Annotated in this window: 21 protein-coding genes and 1 pseudogene; 9 read left to right on the forward strand and 13 right to left on the reverse strand. The window is 65.5% G+C overall.

The window, feature by feature from the left end:
• Positions 1 to 78 precede the first annotated feature (78 nt).
• The 3 genes and pseudogenes from P3H15_RS18320 to P3H15_RS18330 all read left to right on the forward strand — a co-directional run.
• Positions 79 to 561 (forward strand): annotated as a pseudogene (locus P3H15_RS18320) (transposase); the annotation flags it as partial.
• 93 nt (positions 562 to 654) lie between these two features.
• Entirely contained in the window at positions 655 to 1,005 is a 351-nt protein-coding gene (locus P3H15_RS18325) for a peroxiredoxin (protein ID WP_276138543.1), read from the forward strand.
• Positions 1,006 to 1,100: 95 nt separating this feature from the next.
• A complete protein-coding gene (locus P3H15_RS18330) occupies positions 1,101 to 2,066 on the forward strand; it encodes a nucleoside hydrolase (protein ID WP_276138544.1) in 966 nt (321 codons plus the stop codon).
• 218 nt (positions 2,067 to 2,284) lie between these two features.
• Here P3H15_RS18330 and P3H15_RS18335 read toward each other — a convergent pair whose 3' ends face one another.
• From P3H15_RS18335 to P3H15_RS18350, 4 genes are all read right to left on the reverse strand, one after another.
• Positions 2,285 to 3,004 (reverse strand): DUF3105 domain-containing protein, encoded by a 720-nt coding sequence (locus tag P3H15_RS18335; RefSeq protein WP_276138545.1) that lies wholly within the window; start codon positions 3,002 to 3,004, stop codon positions 2,285 to 2,287.
• Positions 3,001 to 3,234 carry a hypothetical protein gene (locus P3H15_RS18340; protein ID WP_276138546.1) on the reverse strand — a complete coding sequence of 78 codons (234 nt, stop codon included), beginning with the start codon at positions 3,232 to 3,234 and terminating at the stop codon, positions 3,001 to 3,003. The genes P3H15_RS18335 and P3H15_RS18340 overlap by 4 nt, the downstream gene beginning before the upstream one ends.
• Positions 3,235 to 3,284: 50 nt before the next feature.
• Positions 3,285 to 4,481, reverse strand: coding sequence for a hypothetical protein (locus tag P3H15_RS18345; protein ID WP_276138547.1), 1,197 nt, complete (start codon positions 4,479 to 4,481; stop codon positions 3,285 to 3,287).
• Positions 4,482 to 4,625: 144 nt separating this feature from the next.
• Positions 4,626 to 4,877, reverse strand: a complete 252-nt coding sequence (locus P3H15_RS18350; RefSeq protein ID WP_276138548.1) for a hypothetical protein — start codon at positions 4,875 to 4,877, stop codon at positions 4,626 to 4,628.
• A gap of 302 nt (positions 4,878 to 5,179) precedes the next feature.
• On the opposite strand from P3H15_RS18350, the gene P3H15_RS18355 reads away from it, so the two are divergent.
• From P3H15_RS18355 to P3H15_RS55515, 3 genes are all read left to right on the forward strand, one after another.
• Positions 5,180 to 6,052, forward strand: a complete 873-nt coding sequence (locus P3H15_RS18355; protein ID WP_276138549.1) for an alpha/beta fold hydrolase — start codon at positions 5,180 to 5,182, stop codon at positions 6,050 to 6,052.
• Positions 6,053 to 6,181: 129 nt separating this feature from the next.
• Positions 6,182 to 7,372 carry a hypothetical protein gene (locus tag P3H15_RS18360; protein ID WP_276138550.1) on the forward strand — a complete coding sequence of 397 codons (1,191 nt, stop codon included), beginning with the start codon at positions 6,182 to 6,184 and terminating at the stop codon, positions 7,370 to 7,372.
• Between the two features lie 258 nt (positions 7,373 to 7,630).
• Positions 7,631 to 8,146, forward strand: a complete 516-nt coding sequence (locus tag P3H15_RS55515; RefSeq protein ID WP_346348788.1) for a hypothetical protein — start codon at positions 7,631 to 7,633, stop codon at positions 8,144 to 8,146.
• Between the two features lie 43 nt (positions 8,147 to 8,189).
• Here P3H15_RS55515 and P3H15_RS18370 read toward each other — a convergent pair whose 3' ends face one another.
• The 4 genes from P3H15_RS18370 to P3H15_RS18385 form a co-directional block, all read right to left on the reverse strand.
• A complete protein-coding gene (locus P3H15_RS18370; protein WP_276138551.1) occupies positions 8,190 to 8,444 on the reverse strand; it encodes a hypothetical protein in 255 nt (84 codons plus the stop codon).
• Positions 8,445 to 8,449: 5 nt separating this feature from the next.
• The gene (locus P3H15_RS18375; RefSeq protein ID WP_276138552.1) at positions 8,450 to 8,644 is read right to left on the reverse strand and encodes a hypothetical protein; all 195 of its coding nucleotides are present in this window, start codon (positions 8,642 to 8,644) and stop codon (positions 8,450 to 8,452) included.
• 97 nt (positions 8,645 to 8,741) lie between these two features.
• Complete coding sequence (locus P3H15_RS18380) at positions 8,742 to 9,071, reverse strand: hypothetical protein (protein ID WP_276138553.1); 330 nt, start codon at positions 9,069 to 9,071, stop codon at positions 8,742 to 8,744.
• A gap of 221 nt (positions 9,072 to 9,292) precedes the next feature.
• On the reverse strand, positions 9,293 to 10,048 hold the full coding sequence (locus P3H15_RS18385; protein WP_276138554.1) for a GntR family transcriptional regulator: 756 nt from the start codon (positions 10,046 to 10,048) through the stop codon (positions 9,293 to 9,295).
• Positions 10,049 to 10,193: 145 nt separating this feature from the next.
• Here P3H15_RS18385 and P3H15_RS18390 point away from each other — a divergent pair, with 145 nt between their 5' ends.
• Positions 10,194 to 10,904, forward strand: coding sequence for a tyrosine-protein phosphatase (locus P3H15_RS18390; protein ID WP_276138555.1), 711 nt, complete (start codon positions 10,194 to 10,196; stop codon positions 10,902 to 10,904).
• Between the two features lie 37 nt (positions 10,905 to 10,941).
• On the opposite strand, the gene P3H15_RS18395 is transcribed toward P3H15_RS18390, so the two are convergent.
• Positions 10,942 to 11,424 carry a DUF1707 domain-containing protein gene (locus tag P3H15_RS18395; RefSeq protein WP_276138556.1) on the reverse strand — a complete coding sequence of 161 codons (483 nt, stop codon included), beginning with the start codon at positions 11,422 to 11,424 and terminating at the stop codon, positions 10,942 to 10,944.
• Between the two features lie 103 nt (positions 11,425 to 11,527).
• On the opposite strand from P3H15_RS18395, the gene P3H15_RS18400 reads away from it, so the two are divergent.
• Positions 11,528 to 12,046, forward strand: a complete 519-nt coding sequence (locus P3H15_RS18400) for a PadR family transcriptional regulator (protein ID WP_276138557.1) — start codon at positions 11,528 to 11,530, stop codon at positions 12,044 to 12,046.
• A gap of 39 nt (positions 12,047 to 12,085) precedes the next feature.
• Here P3H15_RS18400 and P3H15_RS18405 read toward each other — a convergent pair whose 3' ends face one another.
• The 3 genes from P3H15_RS18405 to P3H15_RS18415 form a co-directional block, all read right to left on the reverse strand.
• Positions 12,086 to 12,616, reverse strand: a complete 531-nt coding sequence (locus P3H15_RS18405) for a hypothetical protein (protein WP_276138558.1) — start codon at positions 12,614 to 12,616, stop codon at positions 12,086 to 12,088.
• Positions 12,617 to 12,694: 78 nt separating this feature from the next.
• Positions 12,695 to 13,792 (reverse strand): calcium:proton antiporter, encoded by a 1,098-nt coding sequence (locus tag P3H15_RS18410; RefSeq protein ID WP_276138559.1) that lies wholly within the window; start codon positions 13,790 to 13,792, stop codon positions 12,695 to 12,697.
• A gap of 45 nt (positions 13,793 to 13,837) precedes the next feature.
• Positions 13,838 to 14,437 carry a TetR/AcrR family transcriptional regulator gene (locus P3H15_RS18415; RefSeq protein WP_276138560.1) on the reverse strand — a complete coding sequence of 200 codons (600 nt, stop codon included), beginning with the start codon at positions 14,435 to 14,437 and terminating at the stop codon, positions 13,838 to 13,840.
• Positions 14,438 to 14,544: 107 nt separating this feature from the next.
• Between P3H15_RS18415 and P3H15_RS18420 the strand changes: the two genes are divergently transcribed.
• The gene (locus P3H15_RS18420) at positions 14,545 to 14,925 is read left to right on the forward strand and encodes a hypothetical protein (RefSeq protein WP_276138561.1); all 381 of its coding nucleotides are present in this window, start codon (positions 14,545 to 14,547) and stop codon (positions 14,923 to 14,925) included.
• A 147-nt stretch (positions 14,926 to 15,072) separates the two neighbouring features.
• On the opposite strand, the gene P3H15_RS18425 is transcribed toward P3H15_RS18420, so the two are convergent.
• Positions 15,073 to 16,458: a DUF2252 domain-containing protein gene (locus P3H15_RS18425; protein WP_276138562.1), complete on the reverse strand. Its 1,386-nt coding sequence runs from the start codon at positions 16,456 to 16,458 to the stop codon at positions 15,073 to 15,075.
• Positions 16,459 to 16,623: the final 165 nt, after the last annotated feature.

The raw sequence follows: 16,623 nt of genomic DNA on the forward strand, positions 1-16,623 counted from the left end.
GCCACCCACCACAACTACCCGGCAGGAATCACCCACGAATGAGTCAGTAGGGCCCCAAAACAACACTTTATTATCTTACAGTCACATTACTCGACGAATCTGATGGCGCAGACCCCGAAGGCCTCGTGGCCTTGGGTGAAGACGTTGCTGCACTCGGTCTACGACCAACCCGACTCCGATTCTGTTCATGCCCAATATGATCGAATCATCGACGCCCTGTCGGAGAAGCTGCCGAAGGTCGCCGACCACCTCGACGCCGCACGGTCGGACCTGTTGGCATTCACCGCATTTCCCAAGCAGATCTGGAGGCAGATCTGGAGCAACAATCCGCAGGAGCGCCTAAATAGGGAAATCCGCAGGAGAACCGATGTGGTCGGGATCTTCCCCGATCGCACCGCCCTGATCCGGCTCGTCGGGGCGGTCCTCGCCGAGCAACACGACGAGTGGATCGAAGGACGCCGCTACCTCGGACTCGACGTACTCGCCCGATCCCGCGGCGACAACACCACCACTACCGAACCGAACCAGGAGGTGACACCACCCGCGGAACTGACCGCATAACCCCACGAGGAGTCACACGACGACTTCGTACACCACGCCCCGGGACTTGACCGGTGTCGCGCGGCGAAGACTCGGATCCATGACTAATAAGCAGTGGTCAGTCTCACCACCGGTCTCGAGGACGCCGAGAAGGTGACGGTTGCGTTTCTGGTCGCGGTCGGCGCGGCAGAACAACAGCGCCAGACGCTGATATTTCTCACGAAGGAAGCGGTACGGCTCGCGCTCGACGGCACGATCCAGGGCGTCGCCTGCGAGGGTTGCCCGCCGCTTCCTGATCTGGCTGCACGATTCGAGAGCGCGGGCGGCTCGTGCATGGTGTGTCCGATCTGCTTCGAGGCCAAGCACCTCGACAAGGACGCGCTGGTATCCAATGCCGAACTCGCCGGCACGGTTCCGATGTGGAAGTGGATCGGTGACGAGGGGGCGGTCACGTTCAGTTACTGAAGCGGCAGGGGTGCGAGCGCTGCTGACTCGGTTACACTGCGCGCGAGTGCATTCGAGTCCGATCCGATGGCGGATCGCGGGGACAGGACGGGGCAGTGGTCGATCGCTACGTACTCGTCGACACCGACGCCGGCGTCGACGATGCCCTTGCCCTGCTTACCATTGCGCACGACCCCTGCGCCGAGATCGTCGGTGTCGGAAGCGTGTTCGGCAACTGCACCGAAACACAGGCCGCGTCGAATGCCCTCACTGTCCTGTCCGTCGTCGGCCTTCGCGACGTTCCGGTGTGTATCGGACTGCCGCGTCCCGGGCCTCCGCCCGCAACTCCGTCCGCACACGGTGTCGACGGACTCGGCGACCGCGGCCATCGACCACCGCCGGGCATCGGTCCGGCGTCCGGTTCCGCCGTCGAGCAACTTTTCCGCGCCGCGGAAGACCGGCCCGGATCGGTGGACCTGCTGTGTCTGGGACCGCTGGCCAACATCGCCGCCGCCGTCACACGCGACCCACAGATCCTGACGCGGTTCCGGTCCGTCACCATCATGGGCGGAATGGGAGCCGCCTCGCGGAGAAGTGCCGAGGCCGCATTGCAACCACCGTTCCTCGGCAAAGGCGACACGAACACCAACCACGATCCGGTCGCGGCCGCGACCGTCGCGGCGGCGCCGGGGCCGATCACGTGGGTGGGAACGAATGTCACCGGCCGACTTCGACTGAACTGGGCCGACCTGGTCGCTTGCTCCGCATCGGGGAAGGTCGCGACCTTCGTCCGCGACATCACCGAGGACTACCACCGGTACTGCACCAGCGCCTACCGCGCAGCGCACCCGATCTACACCTCACACGATTCCGTCGCAGCCGCCGTGATGCTCGACCCGAGGGTCGTGCTGTCCGCCACCGACGCCCAACCCCGGGTACACCGGGTGGACGGGCGGTCGAGTGTGTGGGGCGTCACTCCGACGCGGGGGCCTGTGCACCGTTTCGTGACCGACGTCGATTACCGCTCGATCAGAGACCGGATCGCCGCCACGCTCGACGCAGACATTCCCCGAAGCGACTGACGGTACGCGCGCCGCGGCGGACACTGGCGCTCATACGGTGGCATCGAGCAGATGCAGTTCATCCGCCACGATCAGATCGACCTCGTCACTGGTCAGACCTGACAACAGATGTGCCGACAACATCGCTCTCACCTCCTCATTGTGCTTCTATCAATGAGTCGAACGAGCAATCGCGATATCGACACCGTCGCCGAAATTCTCGGCAGGAATTTCCGGCGCTAGTTGCCGTTCACCGGAACTGCATCCGCACCCGGTGCGGAGGGATCGAACGGCGGCGGATCGGCGGGGTCGAATCCGCCGCGCACCGTCGAGCAGGTCGCTCCGGGCTCCGGGTACGTGTTCGGGTTCTGTCGCAGAGCTAGGAGGAAGTCGGCGATCCGCTGGTCGCGGACATCGTCGAGTCGGAGTTGGTGACCCCACGACTGCAGCGACACCGCCGAACCGAGACCCGGGTACGGCGACATCAGGGTGTACGGTTCGCCTTCGACGTGCGCCGCCAGTGCGGTGATGTCGTCGGCGCTCAGACGATCCGGGTCGTAGGTCACCCACACGGCCCCGTGCTCGAGGGAATGCACGGCGTTCTCGGTGCGGATCGCTTCGGGATAGACAATTCCGGTGCACGTCGCCCAGTACTGATCGTGTGCGCCACCGAACGGCGGACTCTGGTCGTAGGCCACGCGTTGCGGTGCCTGAACATGGTCGGCGGGCGGATAGTCGACGGTGACGATCCCTTCGATTCCCAGCGACGGGTCAGGGTTGTCCGCGCTGGGAGTGAAGTCGTGGGCTTCATGGGCGTCGTCGGGTCCGGCGGTCAACGCATACACACCGACGGCGACCGCCGCCACCGCCACCACGGCGGCCACCAGCCAGGACAGGCGCCGCCGCGGGCCGCCCGGCTTCGGGTGGGATTGCGGGCTCTCGCTGCGGTCGTTCGTCATCGCCGATCCTTCGTCTCACCGGGCGCCCAGACCGCGCATCCCATCTGCGAAGGATGGTAGCGGACGGGTGCGGTGGGTCCGGTTGCACGACGGTGCGGGTGATCTACCGCAGCGCCATTGCCGCGCTCCGAAGCGCGCGCGAGTTCGTAGTCGACGATGCGCAGCATGTCCCGGCCGTTCTGGGCCAGGAACCGGATGCCCTCGTTGGTGGCGATCGTGTCGGCGATCACCAGCGGGACAGGGTATTCACGATAGCGCGGTCACGCTGCTTCGCGCACGGTCAATGCTGCGCAGAGCGCGAGGATCGATCAGCGCGAATTGTCCGGAGACGCTGAACCAGGAGGCCGATCAAGACGCGCGGCACACGCGGCGCAACTTCCAGGAGCAACCACCGGTACTCGAGAATTCGCTGCTCGCGGGGAGTGCGGTCGAGGATGCGTTGCAGAGCGGCTTCCAGCTCGGCGTCGTGGATTCCCCGGGCGCGCATCGCGTCGAGGTTCTCCTTCGCGAAGGGAAAAGCCCCCGATGTGACGTGCATGCGGTTCATTCTCTCGATCGGGATCGTATGGGGAAGCGTCTCACACCGTTTCAGTCCTCCGGCGATGTACAGGTTGATCATTGTGCGGATGCACTTTTCGCACTTGCCGCAGTTGTAGTCGCCGTCCCAGTTCAAATTGCACACGCGCAGGTGGCGCATCGCCAGGTCGCTGTCCTTGATGGCCTCGGCCTTGTCGATCCGGTTGGCCTCCGTACCATCCTGAACGATTTCGAGGTTTCCGCTCGACCACAGCGGATCGAGATCCGGATGACTCCCGTGCGGGGTCATGTTGCCCGTGTCGTAGGACCCGGACGCGGCCACAATCACCTTGCGCAGGTGGGGTGAGAGAAGGAGCGCCACGTGTGCGAGCGCAGCGCCATGTGCGGTGCTACCCCAGTTGTTTCCGTGTCTCGTGTGGAGAAACTGGAGGTCGGTACGAATCTCGATCAGCTCTACTCCCATCGCGACAGCAACTTCGCGCGCACCTGCCGATATTCGCTCGTATGGTTTCGGGCGACGAGGATCGATGTCGAATCCGTGCACCAGGATGAGATGCGTGATCTCGGCTCGATTCTTCAGAACGGAGTAGAACGCGTCGAGACCGCCACTGAAGAAGCATCCGACGCCGCCGCCCTCACGATCGCTTGTTGACATGACGGGCGCGACGACGCTCGGGGTGTGGAGTTGTGGGTACCACGAGTGCAGTAGGTCACGTGCCTGTTCGGCACCGGACAGTGCGGCAGGATCGACGGGGGCGTCGAGCGTCAAGTCCTGCTCGGTCGTCATCGCCACCACGACTCCCGGGGGCAGCCATGGCGTTCCGCTCCGATCCAGGGAAACGTTGGCCGATGTCTGCACGGTGAAGTGCTTGCCATCGATGGAGAACACCGATTTGATGACGTTCACCTCGACGAGGTCGATGGATGCTTGCACTGCCATGCCTTGATCCCTCTCTTCACGGTGATGATGCCAGGCACGCGCGTCCCCGGTCATCACACCACCGAATCCCGATTCCACCGTCTTCCGTCGAAGTGTGCCGGACTGGCACGATCTTCCCGAACGTGACCCGCAAAGTAACCCCGCTCAGCTGTGTTCAGGCTGATCGAGCTCCGGCGCGGATCGCACGGTCGCTGCGTACGGTACAGGCTGTGTCGACCACTGGGTCAACGGGTTGGCAGTTACAGCAATGGTTTTGAGTGGTGATGACGCCGCGGACGTCGGGACCTCGACGCGCCCCTCGGCAGTGGCGGCCTCGATACCTTGCTCGGGTACCCGCAAACCAACCCCGCGCTCGCGCAGTTGCGCGTCGAAGGTGGTCAGGTGGGTGCAGCGCATCGACCCGACGGTCCGAGTCCAATTTCGAAGGGGTAGTGCAAAGTTCCAGTTCGTGAGTTCGCCCGGTAACCGACCTGAGGTATTGGAGATCCGTGAATTCCCGCACTCGTCCCGTCCGTCTGTCATCACTGCCGATGGGGATGGCGAGTCGATTGTCGATGCTCTGTATGGTGAATCAGTTCGAATCAGTAACTGTGCCAACTTCCGAGAGACCACCGAGCAGGAAAATAGGCGCGTAGCGGTGTATTTCGAGGCGTGACACGTCGCTGCCGCACAGCGCCCGACCGAAGGGCCGTTCCACCATGCCTGTTGACAGTAAGTCCAGCTTTGTTCTCATCGCCGATCGTCGGTTGCATTACTGCACTGCCGGAGATGGGGCGGTGTCGGTGTTCTTCGAGGCTGGGATGGGGAAGAGCCGATCGACCTGGTCGCTTGTTCAACCACTGGTTGCCGAATTTGCACACACCATCGTGTACGACCGCGCGGGGCACGGACTCAGCGACCCCGACGAGACCGGACGCGATTTCGATCGGATACTCGACGACCACCTGGCCGTCCTCGACGCCACTGTCGACCGCCCCTGCGTCGTGGTGGGACACAGCTACGGCGGCCCGGTGGTACGCGTGGCGGCGAACCGTCGACCGGACACGATCAAGGCCGTCGCTCTGGTCGACGAAGTGTCGGAGATCTGCAAACCCGAGCGGATGATGGCAGCCATGCGAGGTGCTTCGGTGCTGTACGGTTCGCAGGTGATTCTGGCGCGGTTGAAACTTCTTCGCCCGCTGCTGGGGAAGTCCTACTACCGCTTCTTGCAGGGTGCGGCGCTGAGGGAAGCGGTCGACGAGGGATCGACGATGAACTCCGTCCGCGCTGCGCGGGCCGAGTGGCGAGCCTTCCGCGAAAGTTTCACTGCGCTTCACGACAGTGGCCCCCATATACCCGACGTCTCGCTCACCACGATCTCGTCGAACAGGATCCCACCCGAGAAGGATCGCGATCGCGATTTCCTCGGCGCCGCGCACCGCCGAACCGCGGAACTCTCCCCGTCCGGACGGCACGTCTATTCGGTGAACCGGCATCACTACATTCCGCTGGTCGAACCCCATCTCGTCGTGAAGGAGATTCGGGACTTGGTCAGGCAGGTAGGTGCCGCTGCGGGGCCCGGTGATCAGTGACACCGACTTCCTTCGTCCCCGGTCCCACTCAATGGTTGCTCGGCCGACCACGACACGGTGCGGTAACTTGCGAGAGTCACACAGAGCTGAACGAGGAACTCGAATGAATACCTATATTGAGGTGCGGCAATGGAACTGAAGGCTTCGGTGTCGGTTGACGACACGTACCGCTCGACTGCGGAGCTGGTGATCGACGGCGAATCGTTCACTGTGTGGACCGAGTCCGACGTGGCTGTCGATGTCACCGGTACCCCGTGGCTGCCCACGCTTCGTGTGACAGCGATGCGAAAAGGGTTGCAACTCGCAATCACCCCGGCCGTCGACAATACCGCGTTGGAGGGCAGCCTGGCCGCCCAAGACGTGCTGCTCGGCTGGTTCCCGGAGATGCTTCAGCGCACCTCCACGCAGGCCGAGACCGCGGCACCCAGCCCGCCGGCGCAGGACCGTAGAGGGGTCGGGTGCTTCTTCTCCGGTGGCGTGGACTCCTTCTACACCGCACTGAAGCATCTCGATGAGATCACGCACTTGATCATCATCCACGGATTGGACATCAGTCTCGACAACCACGTGCTGTGGGAGGAGGCGGTCGATCGGGCCCGGACGATGGCGACCGAACTCGGAAAGGAACTGATCGAGGTCCGATCCAACGTTCGCCTGCTCCACTCCAAGCACGGACCGCACTGGCAGAGCCAGGCACACGGCGCCTTCCTCGCCCACGTTTCGCTACTGTTGTCCCCTCACCTGCGTAAGGTCTACATTCCGGCGTCCGACGACGAATCGCGGCTCGCCCCGCTCGGGACGCATCCCGACCTCGACCCCCTGTGGTCGAGCAGTGATGTCGAGATCGTGCACGACGGCATCGAAGCGGACCGTGTTGCCAAACTGGCCCGCATCAAGGAGTCCGCGGTCGCCATGAATCACCTACGGGTGTGCTGGTGGAATCTGGCGAGCAAATACAACTGCGGCAGATGCGAGAAGTGCCTGCGGACGATGATCGGACTCCACATCGTGGGTGCATCCGGACAGTGCACGAGCCTGCCCCGGGAGATCCCGTCGAGGGCGGTCCGCCGCATGTACTTGAACGCTGCCGGGGAGGGCGGTGAGCTGTTCGCTCGCGAAAACCTCGAGCGGCTGGCGGAACTCGGCGAAACCGATACCGAACTCGTCCGATCCCTGAACTATGCGGTCGACCGCAACAAGTTTCAGGAATTCCTCGTGACCGCCCGTTTCTACGTCATCGACGTGGGATTCGGGCTGGTGCGATACCAGGCACGAAAACTCTTCGGCAGCAACCGGCCGGCCAAGACGACGGCTTCATGAGTCCGACGATCGCGGGCTGAGCCGTCATGTGGCGGTGCTGCGATGGCCGCATTTCGTAGCCGGGAGCATCATCTCGGTGACGTGCTCGTCGATGACGACCGTGTCGAACGGATTGGCCACGGGGCCATGCTAGCTGGCCCGAGCGGCGTCGATTGCAGCCAGTGCCTTGGGCGTCGCGGCATTGGGTCCGACGTGCGCTGTCGCCGATGAAGTAGGCAGCCGTTCACGGTCGCGCGGTCCTTCGCCACGCTGGACCATCTGACGGAGGGACGCGCCGCCTGGAACGCGGTGACTTCGTTCCAGGAGCCGGAGGCGCGAAACGTCAACCGGGACGAGCAGTTTCCCCGTGATCAGCGCTGCGAGCGCGCGGACGAGTTCCTCGAGGTCGCGGGCAGGCTCTGGGATTGCTGGGAGGACGACGCTCTCGTCCTCGATACCGAACAGTCGTTGCTCGCGGAACGCTGGTCCGATGTGATCTTCTGCAGCCACGCGTCACTCGAGTCCGCCCGGGACTTCTACACGGAGATCAGGGACCGGGTGGCGGCGCACGGACATCCCCGTCACCCACATCGAGGTGCACGCGTCCCATCGACGGGGTTCCGCCGACCCGACTCGATACGATTTCACGGAAGTGCGCATCGATATTCGCGGCGTCGAGCAGTCGACGGCGGACGCATTGGCTGCGAAGTTCGCAGCCTCCTGCCCGATCTACTACACCGTCAGGCGGGGGAGCGGCATCGAGTTGATCGTCACCGCCCAACCCGGGCCCCGTGAATCGAATGGGGGTGCCCGGCAGCGCGCGGCTGGCTCAGCCGATTCAGAGTGACGGGCGGGGGCGGGAGATCGCGGAATCGATCATGGCGACGATGTCGCGCTGTGAAATCGTGTCGCCCAAGCCGTTCGTTTGAGCGGCCTCGATGAGGTCGTCGGTGAGGCTGTCGAACAGCAGTGCCGTGCGGGGGTCGGCCCGCAGGGGTCCCTGGGTTTCGAGGGCGCGGAGCGCATCGACCGTGTCGCGGTAGTCGGCGAGGCCGTCGCGCGGCGGGAGCAACTGCATCGCGTGCACGTTCATCGTGCTCAGCTCCGAACCAGGCTGTCCGACAGTCGCGCTTCCTGCAGCGCTCGACTGGTGGGATCGCAGCGGTACTGCCCGGTCGTGGTGTGCCGGTAGCCCGGGCCGTCCTTCGCGACGGCGTGCCCGCAGTAGCGGCATTCGTGACCGTGCTGCCCGATGCGGATGGTTTCGATGGTGGGATATGTGTTGGTGGTCATGGTCTCGTTCGTCGGTGTGGGTGGTGTGATCAGTGCAGCGGTGGGGTCGGGTCGGGCCGGGGTGGACTTCGCGGTGACATTGCCGCCGGCGCGCGGGTCATGCGTATTCGACGACGGCGTCGGCCGACCCGGCGTGGGCGCTTTGTTCCAGGGCTTCCCAGACGAGGTCGTAGCGCTTGAGGGTTATTTCGTCTGCGTTGGCGAGCAGGGCGCTGAGGAGGGAGTGCGGGTCGTCCTGCCAGGAGTCCAGGGCGTCCGCGACTGTTCTGTTGCTGAACAGGCCCGATTGGGCGAGGGCGTGTGTCCACTCGTCGAACAGCCCGCGGTGGATGCGCTCGACAGTGTCGTGGTCGAACCCGTCGGCGACGAAGTCGCGGGCGAAGGTGGCCGTGACGTAGTCACCGCAGGTCATCGGTTGTGCGTTCATCGGTGCGGGCATCCTCCGTCAGTGGCGGCGTCGGACCATCGGGCGACTCCGTGCTTATGGGTGAGACAGCTCACATCGTCGCCCATGCGGGGTGTGGGACACATCGGCCGAATCACCGGGGGGTATACCTATTTCTGGTCCGCGCAGCCCCTGCCCGGTTGGCGCCCGGGAGTGTTTGGCCTGGTCACAGCGTCGAGGGCCCGCCCTCCGGATATACCCGGTCAGTCTTGCGCGGCGTAGTTCGCGACGAACCTCACCCGGTCGCTGCGACACGCGCGGTGGATGTACACGGTGGGGGCGTCGTCCTCGTCGAGATTCAGGCCGTCGCGAAGAAGGACCGCCGCACCCGGCGGTACCCCGAGCAGTGCTGCTACCTGCGGAGACGCTGCGCCCGCGGCGAATGAACGCCATGCCGCCTTCAGTCGGACGCCGTAGACGTCGCGCCACACGGTGTACAGCGGGGAGCCGTCTCGCAGGTGCCGGTCGATGTCCGCGAAGCGGCGGTCGTCCATCCAGACCGAATTCGCGAACCACGGCTCACCGTCCACCGCGAGCACCGTGTCGACGCGGCGCAACCGGCATCCCGGCAGATACTCCTCCGCCTGCGGTGCATTACCGCCGAGGACGATCTCGCTCGAGACGAGCGACTCGGTCAGTGTGCGGCCCACGGACCTGAACGCCTCGCTGAGGCCGTCGGCATCGTTGATGAAACGGGCGGCGAGTTCGATGGGGAAGTGCCGGGGCGGCGGGGCGACGAACGTGCCGGACCCCTGCTTGGCGACAAGCCGCCCGGCCCGGGTCAGTTCGCCGATCGCCTGCCGCACCGTGAGCCGGTTGACGCGGAGTTCGGCCGCCAGGTCGGTCTCGGGCGGCAACCGGTCTCCCGGCTGCAACGTGCCACCGTCGAGTCGCTGCAACAAGACGTCCTGCACCTGCCGGTAGAGCGGCACCCGACCGGTCGGCGTTTTGCTCGGCATTCCATAAGTCTAGAGGACCCATCGATGGCAAGGCTCGGGAGTGATGCCCGTCTTTCCAGGCCAGGTGCATTCAGCTGCCGATTGTCCGGGAAGGTGGGATAGGCTAGTTGTATAGATGAATATGCCTATTCGGAAAGAAGCTCGTATGACCGTGACCGACCTCGACATACTTCCCAACCTGCGTGACCTCGGCGGACTTCCGCTTGCCGGGGGCGGTCGGACGCGGACCGGAGTGCTGTATCGCAGCGCACTGCCAGCGCCGGGCGACGCCCGCCCCACCGTGGTCGACGAATGGCCCGTCCGCACCGTCGTCGACCTCCGCAGCCCCCGCGAGTTCGCGACCCGGGAGCACCCGCTGCGGTCGGCCGAGACGGTGGTGCACCAGATCTCCCTGTTGTCAGACGCCGAGGTCGCCGCGCCGAATCAGGGGGCGAGGCTCGCCGACATCTACCAGGGCATCCTCGTGAATGCGGCGGAGCGACTTGTCGACGTTCTGCAGGTGGCGGCCACCGCGCCCGGCCCGGTGCTACTGCACTGCGCGGCCGGCAAGGACCGCACCGGGGTCGCGGTTGCCCTGCTGTTGCGCACCGCCGGAGTCGAGCCCGAGCGCATCGTTGCCGACTACGAATCGACCAACGAACACATGGCTGCCGTCCTGGCGCGCATTACCCGTTTCGCCCCTGAACTCGGTCAGGCGCATCCCCACGACCGCGATCTGCGCGGTGCCGTCCCCGAGGCGATCGAGGGTGTCCTCGCCCGCTGGGATGCGCACCCGGGCGGCGTTCACGGGTGGCTGAGGAAGCGCGGTGCCGCCGACGAGACGATCCGACTCTGGACCACGCGTTTCACCGGGTGACGCAATTCGGATGAGCGGGACGGGTGCCGGCAGCGGCTCACCGACTCGCGGCGGCTCTCATCCGGTCGTCGCGCAGAGCGTCGGTGAATCTGGTGCACCCGCTCTCGCGGCCGAGCAGGGTCCGGCCCAGAAGCACCAACCCCCACGGGCCAATCACCCACACCGGCCAGAAGTAGATCATCACCCCGGTAGCGAGCGCGATGATGCCCCAGATCACGATATTGATTCCGCCCGCGACGGCCCAGGCCAGCCACTCGATCTGCTGGTGACCCGGGATGCGGCGACGCGCGGGTCGGTTGGGTTGTGTCGCGACCGGGGCAGCGGCAACTGCTGGGGCTGCGGACGGTAGGTCACGCAACACCTGATGCGCCTGTAGCCGGGTGGCCGATCGATAGACCTCTGCCACCCGCTGGTCGAACTCCTCGATGGTCAGCCGCCCGGCGGTGAGGTGCCGCCCGAGTTCACCGACGACCTCGTCGCGTTCGGAATCGGATATCCGGATGTTGTCCGCGTACTGCATCGGACCCTCCTCGGCGTTGACGTTCCACTGTGGAATGTCGCTACCACCATGATCGATATGACACAGTGGAATGTCAACCCTCGATCGAGCGAAGGACCGCGAGATGGACGAACGCCCCCTCAACGCCACCGCGGCGTCGCTCCTCGGCTTCCTGCACGAGGGTTCCAAGACCGGATGGGATCTGGTGGTGACCGCGCAGGAACGCATCGGCAAGTTCTGGTCGATCACGACCAGCCAGGTGTACCGGGAGCTCGCTGCGATGGAGCGTGCCGGTTTGATCGAGGCAGGGGAGCGCGGTGCCCGCGAACGCAAGCCCTACACGCTCACCGACGAGGGTCGCCGGGCGTTCGCGGAATGGATCGAGCGCGAACCCGGCCAGGAGAACATTCGCTATCCGTTGCTTCTCACCGTCGCGTTCGGCGCGCACCTTCCGCCCGAGCGATTGGCCGCGATGCTGGACACGCACCGCGCGGCCCACGAGAGTCAGCTCGCCGAGTACGAGCGTGACGCCGCCGTGCACGGATCCAACCGATTTGCGCTGGCGACACTCGACTTCGGGATCGTGTACGAGCGCGCAGTGCTCGACTGGTTCGACCTGGTCGAGGACCGGCTGGGGCAGTGAACGTTCGATCGCGCCTCGCCGGGTGCCGGTGTCGGGCAGTCAGCCGATCACGCCGTCCTCGGTGGCGACGGCCGTCGGCAGGTCCACTCGTCGCGGAGTCCCGGCCTCATCGTGGATCACGGTGACAAAGGCCGGAAACACGATTCGCCACGAGCCGGCGACGGGAGACAGCGCGCTCGCGGAGAAATCGGCCCACTCCTTCGGCAGCAGCGTCACCGCGACTTCGTCCAGCCACTGCGGCGTCGGGACCCGCCGATTCTGCTCCTCGGCGGGATCGACGACGAATCGCACGTTGGTGGCGATTCCCGTTCCGACGTTGCGGAGGCGGAATCGGTCGACGGGTCCACGGATGCGCTGGACGTCGAACTCGACTTCCAGCGGCCGTGGGAGCGCTTGCTGCGCGGCTTCGGCGATGCGGGTCATCGCTTCGAGTTGCTCGAGCGCCGCATCCAGTGCGACCTCCGCTTCGCGCCTGGCCTGATCGGCAAGACTCGCTTTCCTCCACGCTGCGGCAGCGGTGGCGCCGAGCAACACCGCAGTCGCCGCGCTGACCCACGATGCGGTTCTCATGCGCGGAAACTTACCCGAACGCGAATCCGGCGGGCGCGCTGGTGACGTCTCCACGGGCGGCGAGGTAGCGGACCGCGCTCAAGGGTTGACCGAGAGAAACACGTACGCGGCCAACAGCACCAGGTGGACGCCGCCCTGGAGTCGGGTGGCGCGGCCGGGTACCACCGTCAGCATGCCCACCACCACGGTGATCGCGAGCAGCACGACCTGGGTCGGACCGAGGCCGAGGAGAAGCGGCCCGTCCAGCCAGATGGACGCGACGGCGATGGCGGGGATGGTCAAGCCGATGCTGGCCATCGCGGATCCGAAGGCCAGGTTCAAGCTGATCTGGATCCGGTTTCGCTGCGCCGCCCGCACCGCGGCGAGGGTTTCCGGCAGAAGCACGAGCAGCGCGATGACCACACCGACGATGGATTGTGGCAATCCGGCATCCTCGACCGCATCCTCGATCGCGGGTGATTCCACTTTCGCCAACCCCACGACTGCGCACAGCGCCACGACCAGCAGGGCGAGGCTCATCCCGGCCATCCTGCCGGTCGGGGGCGCAGAGTTCCGGTCGCCGGTTTCCGGTTCGTCGGCGATGACCGGCAGGAAGAAGTGCCGGTGCGGGCCGGTCTGAGTGAGGACGAACATCCCGTACAGCACCAGCGAGGCCACCGCCGCGAATACCAATTGGGCCGAGGAGAATTCGGGACCCGGCCGGCTCGTCGTGAAGGTCGGGAGCACCAGACTCAACGTCGCGAGTGATGCCACCGTCGCCAGTGCTGCGCCGGTACCCTCCGCATTGAACAGCGCGACTCCGTACCTTCGCGAGCCGACGAGCAGCGACAACCCGGCGATGCCGTTGACGGTGATCATCACCGCCGCGAACACGGTGTCGCGGGCCAGCGACGCCGTCGCCGGACCACCCGAGATCATCAACGTCACGATCAGTCCGACCTCGATGACGGTGACCGCGACCGCGAGAATCAGCGATCCGAACGGCTCACCGACCTTGTGCGCAACCACCTCGGCGTGATGAACCGCCGCGAGCACCGCACCGACCAGGACCGCCGCGACGGCGAGCGCCAGGACTGTGCCGATGTGGCGGCCCCACGTCAGACCCAGCACCGCAACCGCGACGGGTGGTATCACCAGCGGCCACTCCGCAGCGACCGACCGCCACCCGAATGCCATGACTAGACCTTGCCAGCTCGATCTGCTTCGGTGCACCGCAATGGGTCAGGTCCGATCGGTCCGGGCGATCGCGGCGCGGGTGGCGGCTTCGACGGTCATCACGATGAATTCGCGTCTTCGTGAATCCCGGTCGTCGCCACGAGAACGAGGCTGCGAGAACAGCCGGTCCGCGGTCTGGAGCGTGACCCAACCGTCGACCAGTGTGATCACCGTGATGAGGAGTTCCTGGGCGTCGGCCTCGGAAAGGTCGGTGGCTTTCCGTGCTCCCGCAACCAGCGCCTGCGCGTGCTTCCGACGGGTTTCCTCGGCGACCGGTTCCTCGAGTTCGAGGCCTTCCCAGAACAGCAGGCGGGTGAAGGCCGGGTGCGTGCGCTGGTAGTCGAATCGACGGCCGGCGTAGTCGGCGACGGCGGACACTCCGTCTCCGGACAGTTCGACGGCGGCGAGTGACGCCGTCAGTTCACTCTCGACGACGGCGCTGAAGAACGCCTCTTTCTTGCCGAAGTACTGGTAGATGCGCTCTTTGTTCACGCCTGCTTTCGCGGCGATCCGGTCGACTCGACCGCCGGCCAGTCCGAACGCACTGAACTCCTCGGCGCCGGCCTCGAGCAGGAGTCTCTTGGTTCGTTCGGTATCCCACGCCACCGGTGAATCCTACGACAAACTCCAACTGTTTGGTTGCAAGTTGCTTCGCCACGCTTTACGCTCCAAGTGCAACTGAATAGTTGGAGTTTCGGAAGGCTGCCTCAGAGATGGAATCTCTCGCTCTCGCATCCGCAGTGGTCGAGCAACTCGCCCCGGCGGCGACGAAGCCGCGCCGCACGCGTGCGGGCCGCCCTGTCCGGGACGTCGCTCCGGTGCCGTCCATCCACCTGCGGGTCGCCGTCACCTGGGTCTCGATCTTCCCGCTCGTCACACTGGGCATGACCGTCATGACGCTGTCGGGCCCGATCACTGCCGCCTGGCCGACCTGGCTTCGAGCCTTGTCGTTGACCGGTGTCGTCGTTCCCACCGCGGTCTATTTCGTCGTGCCGCGAGTGCTTGCCTTGTCCCTCCGGTGGGTCAGCTGGCGGCGACGGAGGTCCGCCGCTGCAGAGTCCGGCCGGGAGATTCGTGTCGGAGGGGCGAGGTAGGTTTCTGATTGCGACGAAACAGGTCGCCACTCACACTCACGAATCCGAGGCGTGCCGGCTCGGGTGGATACGAGGCGCAACCGCGCGTCGTATCTCGGGGGAGTGGCGATCTGTCTCGGCCCCGACGATCGAGCTGGTCGTGCCGGATCAAACCGGTTCGGCGGCGATCCGCCCCGATTTCACCGCGGCCACCAGCACCGCGTGGTCGGCTTCGGTCTGATCGGCGTAGCGGACGGCATACCGCCCGATCGCCTCGTCCAGTTCCGTGTCGCCGGCGAAGTATCCGGCGAGCGCCCGCGGATCGAGGGAGCGGGTGTGTGCACGCGCGAGCAGGGCGCCGGCCAGGCGGCCGTAGTCATCGAGATGATCCTGCTCGAGACCGGTTGGATCGATGTCGCCTTTCAGATTTCGGAACTGCCGCACGATGTAGGGGAGACCGCCGATGGTCGTCCAGCCCAGGAGGATGTCCGATTCCGCCTGCACCAGCCGGGCGCCGTGCACAATCCGCTTACCCTCGTGCTTCGGTTCGTCGACCGGCAGGTACGCCGCCAGTGCGGACGGCCGGGCCTGTTTCAGTTGGAGTACGAGCACCTCGTCCCGATTGCCGTGCAGCAGGGCGATATAGCTGCGCAGACCCACGCTGCCGGTTCCGACGATCCGGAAGGCGACGTCGGACACGGCGAATCGGGTGATCAGGTTCCGTCGCGACTCCCGAAGCGACTCGACATAGCGTTCCAGCCCGTCGGTCACCGCATCGGCGGTCGTGCGATCCACGTGGGTGAGGATCGGCGGATCGTCGATGAACCGTCGCCTGCGGATCCCGGTCTCGTGGTTCTCTATGTGGGCGGTCCATTTCGCCGCCACCTTCTCGCTGGTGTTGCGTCGCGCTTTCTGCGCGGCCTTGTCGAAGTCGTCGAGCAGAGCGTCGGCCTTCGCCCGCGCAAGCACCGACTTGTCCGGCAGCGCATTCCAGGACTGGAGGAACGGAAGTTCGGCGAGATCGCGGATGGTGCGCCGATACGACTTGACGGCGTCTTCGGCGGCCTCGGCGCACCCGCTCTCGGTCACACCGCCTTCGCGTCCGGCGAGTACCAGGCTGGCGGCGAGACGCTTGAGATCCCATTCCCACGGACCGGGGAGCGTCTCGTCGAAGTCGTTGATGTCCATGACAATGTGACCGTCCGGTGTCCCGTACAGGCCGAAGTTCGCCGCATGCGCGTCACCGCACAGCTGCGCCGTCAATCCGGTGACCGGAGAGGCGGCGAGGTCGGCCGCCATCAGACCGGCGGCGCCGCGGAAGAAGGCGAACGGCGAGGCGATCATCCGCCCGATCCGCAGCGGGACGAGATTCGCCAGCCTGCCCTCGTTGTCGGCCTCGACGAAGTCGAGCACATCCGGCCGTCCGGCGCCGGCCGCGGCGTGATCGTGTGCACGCGACGGCACGGTTGCCTGCAACGCGCCTCCACGCGCGAAGACGTCGTCCGCCTCGTCCTGGGTCCGCAGGTTCACGGCGCGCGCTCGATTCTTCGTCACCACGGCGACACTATCGGAGGCATGTGCGCGGTCTGAACGCTCGGCGCATTCGCCGCACGACATTGTGGCTGAAGAGTGGTTATGCTTCGGTTTCCGGTGGCAGGCAGCATCCGGCGCCGGAGATACGTTCCGGAGGCATGCCGTGCCGCCGGGCCTTCCTTGACG

The sequence above is a fragment of the Rhodococcus sp. T2V genome (genome assembly GCF_029269925.1).
GTDB lineage: Bacteria > Actinomycetota > Actinomycetes > Mycobacteriales > Mycobacteriaceae > Rhodococcus_F > Rhodococcus_F koreensis.